Here is a 2,528-nt window from a genome sequence, read left to right as displayed (position 1 = left end):
GAAACAAAGTCCTGCCCTCTCCATATCTTAACGACAACAGTTATAACTATTGGAGCAGTCGCCATGACCGTAGAAAGATAGAATATTTTTTTATAGTCTTGCCAAACAAGAGAAAGCTGCTTTTTATCAAACATTCTGCTGCTTTTTATTTTGGGGAGTTCTGTTTTAAGGCGATATCGCGTTCATTCAGCACGCATTTCAGTTCCTTTTTCACGCGACAATAAAGCCGCGCACGCTTGATAAACAGGTAATAAATGACAACGATTGGCGCCCATATTAAAACATTTAAGAGCGTAAAACACAGGAAAGAAATGGCTATTAATGTTATAAGACTACTCGTCATTTTGTCCCCCTTCCACATTCTGCATACGCATTGCCTGATCGCGTTGTTGTATCGCTTCTTCCAATTGTGGAAGTATTTTGTTCAATTTTCTCGTTAACTTCATGCACATGATCCCAATGATCGGAGAAAAGAGAAGAATCCCTAACCATAGAAGGCCATAAATAATGCGACCTATTGAAAACCGCGGTATTATAAAACTGACCATACTATCCTTCCACCATACCAAATGTACGATAGAGAAAGCAAATTGCAAAACGGTAAAGAGGATAAAAATAAAAAGAATTATTTTACATTCTTTTGAATAAAGAGGCAGAGATTCTTTAAAGTTAAGAAAGCGTATTTTCGCATCAAGGGTCTTATGCGCGAGATTGTGTCTCTTCATTTCTCCCAGATCATTGCGCAATTGTTGTATGGCGTGTTTTTGTTGCGTCGTACTCTTTTTCAAGTCTTGAGCGAATTTAAAAGATAACCTCATATGCTTGATCAACAGGTAAGGAAGCCTGATCATAACCATAAACATTAAAATGGCAATAATGATGCCCCCTAAAAAAGCCAAATGTTGTAGTATTATAATGCTCACTTTTTTCCCCTATCACATTGATGTGGAATTATCATTTTCATTCTCTTCTCAAACAAATGTTTCTAATCTCTTTGCTGTTTTTTTCACGCCATAATGAAGGAGACTATGGAGAATTAAAATAACAGGCAAAGTGATGGCACTACATACCAAAATAAACAAAAACGGCAGCGCTTCAATCAATAACAAAAAAAACAACGGATTATTGTGTGAAACAATCGCATATCGTATAGTAAAAGACGAAAAAAGCACAGCATGTATAAAAAGCGCAACTGCAATGAAAGCCATCCAAGAGATTATTTTATAATCTTTTTTTGAGAGAAGCAAAGATTCTTGAAAAGAAAAGGCACGCAACTGTGTTACAAGAACTGTATTCTGTCCTCTCCATCCTGCCTGATAATGCCTCAAATTCTGCGCTGCACCCTTTTTTAATTTCCTTCGCATCTTACATAACAGTACTGCCCGTTTTATCAAAGAATAATAAATGGACAAGATGATCTTCACGGTAGAAAAGAGTATCATGCTCCACGCAGAATAAATAACGATAACTATCCCTAAGGAGATCAATAATGTAGTTATTAAAAGAGGCATTATAGAAGTGATCACTTTTCCCCCCTATCATATTTTGTTGAGAGATTGGTTGTCTAGCTGTTTCTGCTCTGGTAAGTTTTCCCATTGTAGCATCATTTCCTTCGCATCCCGTTTAAATATGGCGTTAAAAATAGAAAAGAGCGGAAACAACCCAAAAAGAAAGCCAAAAATTATTTGCGGCAAGAGACATAAAAAAGCCCAAACACCATTCCACCCTAAGTTACGAAGAAATTCGATCGCAGGAATCTGTATAAAACTCTGACTCATTTCTTGAAAATCTTCTTGTTTCATTTTTCCCAGTGCTTGGAGCTGTTCCTTGGATATAACGTGAAAAAATTCCAAAGGGCTCATATAGGCAGACGCGGAAAAAAGCACCAACAAGAGGATAGCCAAACAACAAATGATGATATAATCGCCTGTTGAGAGAGCCATCCATTTTTTGAAAGTTGCCGATTGATCCAACACTGGCTGTGATACAAAAACCTTATCTCCCTTATGGGCAGATTGGTGTTGTGATTTATCTTCGATCATACGGATACTCCCCCACTTCTAAAATTCCCACTCTTCAATATTTGATAGCACGCCACCAGCGCGGTAAATTCGCTTAGCACCCTTATCAGAGTAATGCAAGTACTATAAATCCCCTCTACGTATTTTATTCATTTGCCCTATACGCGCTTATACATGAAGCACTATACGTGAGGCACTTACAAGCCCCCCCCTATCCCCAAGGTGGTCCCCCATCTTGAAAGCCAAGCACGCAGCCAAGATCAACCTCAGTCCCAAATCAAACCTCATTCATTGCCTCTTCTCAAGCTTTCTCGAGTGCACAACGTAATCACTGGACGCTTACCTTTTCCTCAAAAAATTTCCAATCTCTTTGCCTTAAAATCCACCCCTTTGCCTCAAAGCCTCGTTGTCAATCTGGCCCCCCCAAAAATGATAAAGCCCTAAAATGATAAGGATTAATCATTTGGCAAGCCGCCGCATGAATACCAGCGCCTCTCACAATTCCAT

3 protein-coding genes are annotated in these 2,528 nt (G+C 38.8%); all 3 read right to left on the bottom strand.

The annotated features are described in order from the left end of the window. Positions 1 to 332: 332 nt before the first annotated feature. Positions 333 to 923, bottom strand: a complete 591-nt coding sequence (locus ACFILT_RS08255) for a hypothetical protein (protein ID WP_375679881.1) — start codon at positions 921 to 923, stop codon at positions 333 to 335. Positions 924 to 971: 48 nt separating this feature from the next. Next, the gene (locus ACFILT_RS08250; RefSeq protein ID WP_375679880.1) at positions 972 to 1,364 is read right to left on the bottom strand and encodes a hypothetical protein; all 393 of its coding nucleotides are present in this window, start codon (positions 1,362 to 1,364) and stop codon (positions 972 to 974) included. 174 nt (positions 1,365 to 1,538) lie between these two features. Further along, positions 1,539 to 2,042, bottom strand: coding sequence for a hypothetical protein (locus ACFILT_RS08245; protein ID WP_375679879.1), 504 nt, complete (start codon positions 2,040 to 2,042; stop codon positions 1,539 to 1,541). Positions 2,043 to 2,528 lie beyond the last annotated feature (486 nt).

The sequence above is a fragment of the Bartonella sp. AP7XZML genome (assembly GCF_042195745.1).
Lineage (GTDB): Bacteria > Pseudomonadota > Alphaproteobacteria > Rhizobiales > Rhizobiaceae > Bartonella.
The sequence above is the reverse complement of the archived record's forward strand: the minus strand, read 5'-3'. Positions and strand labels throughout refer to the sequence as shown.